This window comes from Dyadobacter flavalbus, assembly GCF_006149045.1.
GTDB lineage: Bacteria > Bacteroidota > Bacteroidia > Cytophagales > Spirosomataceae > Dyadobacter > Dyadobacter flavalbus.
This window is the reverse complement of sequence record NZ_VBSN01000004.1, coordinates 1-1229: the sequence shown is the minus strand read 5'-3', so window position 1 is coordinate 1229 and position 1229 is coordinate 1. Positions and strand designations below refer to the sequence as shown.

At 38.6% G+C, this 1229-nt stretch carries 2 protein-coding genes; both read right to left on the bottom strand.

Going from position 1 to position 1229, the window contains the following annotated elements; genetic code table 11:
• Window positions 1-49 precede the first annotated feature (49 nt).
• On the bottom strand, window positions 50-865 hold the full coding sequence (locus FEM33_RS00030; RefSeq protein ID WP_138281702.1) for an IS3 family transposase: 816 nt from the start codon (window positions 863-865) through the stop codon (window positions 50-52).
• A gap of 2 nt (window positions 866-867) precedes the next feature.
• Window positions 868-1161 (bottom strand): transposase, encoded by a 294-nt coding sequence (locus tag FEM33_RS00025; RefSeq protein WP_138281703.1) that lies wholly within the window; start codon window positions 1159-1161, stop codon window positions 868-870.
• Between the last annotated feature and the right edge of the window lie 68 nt (window positions 1162-1229).

Below are 1229 nucleotides of genomic sequence, written 5' to 3'. Positions count from 1 at the left end.
TATGATACCTCGATTATGTTAGACCACTAATTTAGGTTTGTTAGTTGTTTTAGGCGCACATTTCAAACAGCTCTGCAGGCTTTTTTCGATCTATTCCCTGGTGCGCTCTGAAATGATATCTATCCAACCAATTTCTAATCCCTGCATATAATTCGAGTCCGGATTCACACGGATTCAGGTACACATACTGGTACTTGATCGTTCTCCAAAATCTCTCAATGTAAATATTATCCAAAGCTCTTCCCTTCCCATCCATGCTAATTTTTACTTTTTCTGCCTGCAAATATTCGATGTAGATCTTACAGGTAAATTGTGAGCCTTGGTCACTATTTATAATTTGAGGCTTTCCATGTCTAACAATTGCCTCTTTGACCACTTCAAGCGATGCATTGGCATCCAAGGTATTGCTTAATCCCCAGCCGACAATATACCGACTGTATACATCGATAATTGCAGTTAAATACATAAATCCTTTCTTCATCGGGATATATGTGATATCAATTTCCCATACTTGATTCACACCTGTAATATTCAGATTTTGAAGCAGGTATGGATGAATATACTGCTTTTCTTTAAGTATTGTAAGATGTCGGCGTGGGTATATCGGCCGTATATTGGCCAAACGCATCAATCGTCTGATCCGCTCATAACCTGCTGAAATCCCATTCTCAAACAACATTGACTGCATAGTCAAAACTCCTGCAGTTGGCTCCTCAAAAATGTGCTTATCCATCATTTGCATAATCCTGAGGTTCTCTTTTGGCTCTCCTTTGGGCTGATAGTAAACCGATGACCTACTGATCTGCATGAGCTTACATTGCTTGCGAATGCTCAGCTCACAGGTATTTGTAATCAGTAAACGCATATCTATGACAGACCCAACCTGTTCAAGCTTTTTTTTAGAAAATCTTTTTCCATCTCTAATTGGCCGATTTTCAAATAAAGCTTATCGATATCTGCATTACTGGCAACTTCTTTTTTCCCACCTAGTTCAAACGCGGCCGCTGAGTTTGCTAGAAATTCCGATTTCCATTGTGATATCTGATTCGCATGCACATCAAACCGAACCGCAAGCTCAGAAAGGGTTTCTCGTTCTTTTAGCGCTTCAATAGCCACTCTCGCCTTAAATGATGAATCAAATTTTCTACGCATCTTTTTCATTATTTTATCCTTGTTTAAGTTACTAAGTTTTAACTAAACAAGTGGTCTGAATTTGTAGAGGTATTATA